This is a genomic window from Stenotrophomonas sp. (assembly GCF_036662295.1).
GTDB lineage: Bacteria > Pseudomonadota > Gammaproteobacteria > Xanthomonadales > Xanthomonadaceae > Stenotrophomonas.
The window spans coordinates 1-4580 of record NZ_JAVWXA010000172.1 but is presented as its reverse complement, the minus strand read 5'-3'; the positions used below and the strand labels follow the sequence as shown (position 1 = coordinate 4580).

Here is a 4580-nt window from a genome sequence, read left to right as displayed (position 1 = left end):
GGGGAGCGCGGCATGCCGATATCGAGTGTTGATCCGCGGTCGGCAGTCGGCTGGGGCGCGACTCTACCGGGGGAAGCGGTGTGGTTTGGGGGTCATGCCGATATCGAGTGGTGATCCACGGTCGGCAGTCGGCTGGGGCGCGACCCTGCCGGGGGAAGCGGTGTGGTTTGGGGGTCATGCCGATATCGAGTGTTGATCCATGGCCGGCAGTCGGCTGGGGCGCGACCCTGCCGGTGGAAGCGGACGACCGCGCCGAGGTAGTGCCGGGCGCTGCCCGGCAATGGCAGACCTTGGGGCGAAGAGAAGGCGCTGCCGGGCCGCGCCCGGCGCTACAGGCCCTGCGCGTCCGGCAGTGCCTGCAGCGCGGCGATGGCGTCGGCCAGCGCGTCCACTTCGGGGTTCTGGAAACCGCTGCGGACTTCCAGCTCGCTGGCGAACAGGCCCTGTTCGAGCAGCATCACGCAGGTGTATTCACGGGTCCAGCCGCGGGCGACCGCCACGCGCCGGATGCGTTCGTTCAACAACGGGTCCAGATCCCGCAGCAGCAGATCGACCATGGTTCTCCCCCTTAGGCAAGCACCGCCCCCACGGCACAACGGGGTCGATCATGGCGCAGGCCGGGGCGGCGGGCAACCCGGCCGGGCCGCGTCAGGCGCTGCTGCGGTCGCGGATGCGCGGCCACAGCCAGACCAGCAGCAGCAGGGTCGGGATGACGGTGGTGGCGCTGAAGATGAAGAAGGTGCTGTAGGAGGTGGCTTCGACGATGTAGCCGGAGGCACCGCCGACGAACTTGCCCGGCAGGTTGGCCAGCGAGACCAGCAGCGCGTACTGGGTGGCGGTGAAATTGCGGTCGGTCAGCGAGGACATGAAGGCCACCAGCACCGTGCCGGCGAACCCCTGGAACAGGTTGTCCGCGCTCAGGGCCGCATAGAACGCCCAGAGCTGGCCGGGGTTGTGCGCCATCAGCAGGAAGGCCAGGTTGGACAGCGCCACGCCCAGCGCGGCCACCAGCAGCATGCGCCGGAAGCCGAAGGCGGCCACCGCGATGCCGCCGATGAAGGCCCCGCCGATGCCCATCCAGACGCCGAACAGCTTGGACACCGTGGCGATGTCGGCCTTGGTGAAGCCCGAATCGAGGTAGAACGGGCCGGCCATGACCCCGATGACCTGGTCGGGGAACTTGTACAGCCCCACGAACGCCAGCAGCGCCAGCGCCAGGACCACGCCGTTGGTGCTGAAGAAACTGGTGATCGGCTGCCAGAAGGCGCCGAGGAAATCGATCCGGCGCTGGATGCGCACCTCCGGTTGGGCCGGCTCGCGGCACACCAGGGTGGTGATGATGGGCAACAGCATCAGCGAGGCCATGGCCAGGTAGGCCACGATCCAGCCTTCGAACTCGGCCAGGTAGAGCGCGCCGGCACCGGCCAGGATCAGGCCGATGCGGTAGCCCAGCGTATAGGTGGCGGCCAGGGCGGCCTGCGCGCTCTCCGGGGCGATCTCGATGCGGTAGGCGTCCACCACCGAGTCCTGGGTGGCGCCGGCGAAGGAGGCCAGCAGCACCCACAACACCAGCGGGGTGACGCCCAGTTCCGGCCGCACGAAGGCCAGCGCGAACAGGCCGCCGGTGACGCCCACCTGCGAGGCCAGCAGCCAGGAGCGGCGGCGGCCGAGGGCGCCGATCAGCGGGAACGCGTAGCGGTCGATCAGCGGCGCCCAGACGAACTTCATCAGGTAGAAGAAGCTGGCCAGGCTGATCAGGCCGATGCTCTTGAGGTCCAGGCCGACGTCACGCAGGCGGGTGGACAGGGTCTGGGAGGCGATCAGCAGGAACGGCAGGCCGCTGCCGAAGCCCAGGAAGGCCATGGTCAGCGCCGAGGGCGTGCCGAAGGCGCGCTTGATCCCGGCCCAGCCCTTGTAGGAGACCGTCTCGGCCGCTTCGCTCATGGGGCGTAATCGACCGTGAACGGGGCATGGTCGGAGAAGCGCTCATCGCGGTAGATCGAGCAGCCGCGCAGGCGATCGCGCAGGCCGGGGCTGACGAACTGGTAGTCGATGCGCCAGCCGACGTTGTTGGCCCGGGCCGCGCCACGGTTGCTCCACCAGGTGTAGTCCTCGCCCTGCGGGTGCAGCAGGCGGTAGGCGTCGGTCCAGCCCTGGCCGGCGGCGATGTCCAGCGCCTGGTCGGTGTCCACGCACTGGCCGTTGAGCCAGTCGCGCTCGGGCGGCAGGCAGCCGGAGTTCTTCTGGTTGGACTTCCAGTTCTTGATGTCCAGCGCCGAGCGCACGATGTTCCAGTCGCCACACAGGACGTAGTCGCGGCCGCTGGCCAGCCACTGGGCCAGGATCGGGCGCAGCCACTCCATCACTTCGTACTTGAAGCCCTGGCGCAGCTCGCCCGAACTGCCCGAGGGGATATAGAAGGAGACCACGCTCAGGTTGCCGTAGCGGGCCTCGATGTAGCGGCCTTCATCATCGAACGGGGCCCAGCCCAGCGAGGTGATGACCTGGTCGGGCTCGCGCTTGCTGTAGATGGCCACGCCGCTGTAGCCCTTCTTGGTGATGGCGTCGCGGTAGAAGCAGTGGTGGCCATCCGGGCGGAACATCGGGTCGGTGAGCTGGTCTTCCTGCGCCTTGGTCTCCTGGATGCAGAGCACGTCGGCGTCCTGGGCGCGGAACCAGTCGAGGAAGCCCTTGGTGGCGGCGGAGCGGATGCCGTTGGCGTTGAAACTGATGATGCGCATGCTGACCCGGGTCTGGAGCGGTAACCGGGAAAGCATACCGGGAAGACCCCGGCCCGGCTCGCCGGGATGCGACGGGGCGGTGGCCCGGCCCGTACCGGCCGGGCGACGGCGGGACCGGGCCGAGGGGGCCCGGAAGGCGAAAAAAGCGCCCATGCATTAGGATTTGCGGTCCAAATGAATTGAATAGAGTCCTGATGAGCGACCATCGCCACCGTTTCCTGCAATTGGCCCTGACCGCCGACGCCCTGCGTTTTGGCCAGTTCACCCTCAAGTCGGGCCGCCTGAGCCCCTATTTCTTCAATGCCGGCCGCTTCGATTCGGGCGCGCGCATGGTCCAGCTGGCCGCCTGCTACGCCGATGCGGTGGAAGCGACCGGGCTGAAGTTCGACGTGGTGTTCGGCCCGGCCTACAAGGGCATCCCGCTGGCCACGGCCACCGCCTGCGAGTTCGCCCAGCGCGGGCGTGACCTGCCGCTGTCGTTCAACCGCAAGGAGGCCAAGGCCCACGGCGAGGGCGGCAACCTGATCGGCGCGGACATGAATGGCAAGCGCGTGCTGATCGTGGACGATGTGATCACCGCCGGCACCGCCATCCGCGAGGCCCTGACCATCATCAAGGACGCCGGCGGCACCCCGGCCGGGATCGTGGTGGCCCTGGACCGCCAGGAGATCGCCTCGGAGACCGACCGCCGCTCGGCGGCCCAGGCGGTGGCCGAAGAAGCCGGCATTCCGGTGGTGGCGGTGGCCACGCTGGCCGACCTGCTTGATTTTGCCTCCGGAAATCCGGAACTTGTGGGGTACCGGCAGCCGCTGGAGGACTATCGGTCCCGTTACGGCAGCCGTCCCACGCGTTGAGAGCAGGGGGCTCGCCAACCATGTCCAGGATTGCCACGACCATCTTGATCGGCCTGCTGCTGGCCGCGCCGTCGCTGACGGCGCACGCCCAGCGCGGCAGCAACGAGCCCAAGCCGAAGAAGCTGTACTGCTGGAACAAGGGCGCCGAGCGGATCTGCAGCGATGCGCTGCCGCAGGACGCGGTGAACAACGCGCGCGAGGAATTCAGCGCCAGCAGCGGCCTGCGCCGCGGCGAGGTGGAGCGCACGTTGACCGAGCAGGAGCGGGCGGACGCGGCGGTGATCGCCGCGCAACGGCAGCTGGACCTGGCGGCCGAGCAGACCCGCCAGCGCACCGAACAGGCGATGCTGTCCACCTATGAGAACGAGGACGACCTGCGCCGGGTGTTTGCCGAGCGGACCGGGATCCTGGACAACAACGTGCAGACGGCGCGCTACAACGTGGCCAGCCTGCGCGATGCGCTGGTGAGCCTGCTGGGCACCGCCGGGGACCGCGAACTGGGCGGCAAGGCGGTGGCGGACAAGCAGGCGGCCAGCATCCAGCAGCGCCATGCCGAGCTGGTGGCGCAGCGGCGGATGCAGGCCTCGTTCGAGCAGCAGCGCCAGGCGCTGGATGTGGAGATCGAGCAGACGCTGCAGCGCTACCGGTTGCTGAAGGGCGTGGGGACCGATCCACGCGCGTGAGCTGGTGGCTGTGGTTTTGACAGAAGGCGGCCGGTTGGCCGCCTTTTTTGTGGGCAACGCCCGACGCCCGGGCACGGTGGTGCCGGCCGCTGGCCGGCTTCTCGCGCATCCGGCTGGGGCATCAGCCACGGTAGTGCCGGCCGCTGGCCGGCTTCTCGCGCATCCGGCTGGGGCATGAGCCACGGTAGAGCCGGCCGCTGGCCGGCTTCCCGCGCATCCGGCTGGGGTCATGGGCCACGGTAGTGGCCGCCGCCGGGGCGGGGACCCCGCGGGAGGCGCGGGGGCGGACGGTGCGCGCCGCG

At 69.2% G+C, this 4580-nt stretch carries 5 protein-coding genes; 2 read left to right on the top strand and 3 right to left on the bottom strand.

Translation table 11 applies throughout. From position 1 onward, the window contains the following. Window positions 1-329 precede the first annotated feature (329 nt). From RSA25_RS19000 to RSA25_RS18990, 3 genes are all read right to left on the bottom strand, one after another. Window positions 330-557 carry a hypothetical protein gene (locus tag RSA25_RS19000; RefSeq protein ID WP_332810387.1) on the bottom strand — a complete coding sequence of 76 codons (228 nt, stop codon included), beginning with the start codon at window positions 555-557 and terminating at the stop codon, window positions 330-332. Between the two features lie 91 nt (window positions 558-648). Beyond that, window positions 649-1944, bottom strand: coding sequence for an MFS transporter (locus tag RSA25_RS18995; protein WP_332810386.1), 1296 nt, complete (start codon window positions 1942-1944; stop codon window positions 649-651). Further along, window positions 1941-2741 (bottom strand): exodeoxyribonuclease III, encoded by an 801-nt coding sequence (locus RSA25_RS18990; protein WP_332810385.1) that lies wholly within the window; start codon window positions 2739-2741, stop codon window positions 1941-1943. Before RSA25_RS18990 ends, RSA25_RS18995 begins: the two co-directional genes overlap by 4 nt. Before the next feature lie 194 nt (window positions 2742-2935). Between RSA25_RS18990 and pyrE the strand changes: the two genes are divergently transcribed. Both pyrE and RSA25_RS18980 read left to right on the top strand, forming a co-directional pair. After that, window positions 2936-3595 (top strand): orotate phosphoribosyltransferase, encoded by a 660-nt coding sequence (gene pyrE, locus RSA25_RS18985; RefSeq protein ID WP_332810384.1) that lies wholly within the window; start codon window positions 2936-2938, stop codon window positions 3593-3595. Between the two features lie 20 nt (window positions 3596-3615). Continuing rightward, window positions 3616-4278, top strand: coding sequence for a hypothetical protein (locus tag RSA25_RS18980; RefSeq protein ID WP_332810383.1), 663 nt, complete (start codon window positions 3616-3618; stop codon window positions 4276-4278). Window positions 4279-4580 lie beyond the last annotated feature (302 nt).

Bases quoted from the DNA above. Each gene is read 5' to 3' on its own strand.
- RSA25_RS18980 (WP_332810383.1), top strand. From the start codon at position 3,616: ATGTCCAGGATTGCCACGACCATCTTGATCGGCCTGCTGCTGGCCGCG.
- RSA25_RS18995 (WP_332810386.1), bottom strand. From the start codon at position 1,944: ATGAGCGAAGCGGCCGAGACGGTCTCCTACAAGGGCTGGGCCGGGATC.
- RSA25_RS19000 (WP_332810387.1), bottom strand. From the start codon at position 557: ATGGTCGATCTGCTGCTGCGGGATCTGGACCCGTTGTTGAACGAACGC.
- pyrE (WP_332810384.1), top strand. From the start codon at position 2,936: ATGAGCGACCATCGCCACCGTTTCCTGCAATTGGCCCTGACCGCCGAC.
- RSA25_RS18990 (WP_332810385.1), bottom strand. From the start codon at position 2,741: ATGCGCATCATCAGTTTCAACGCCAACGGCATCCGCTCCGCCGCCACC.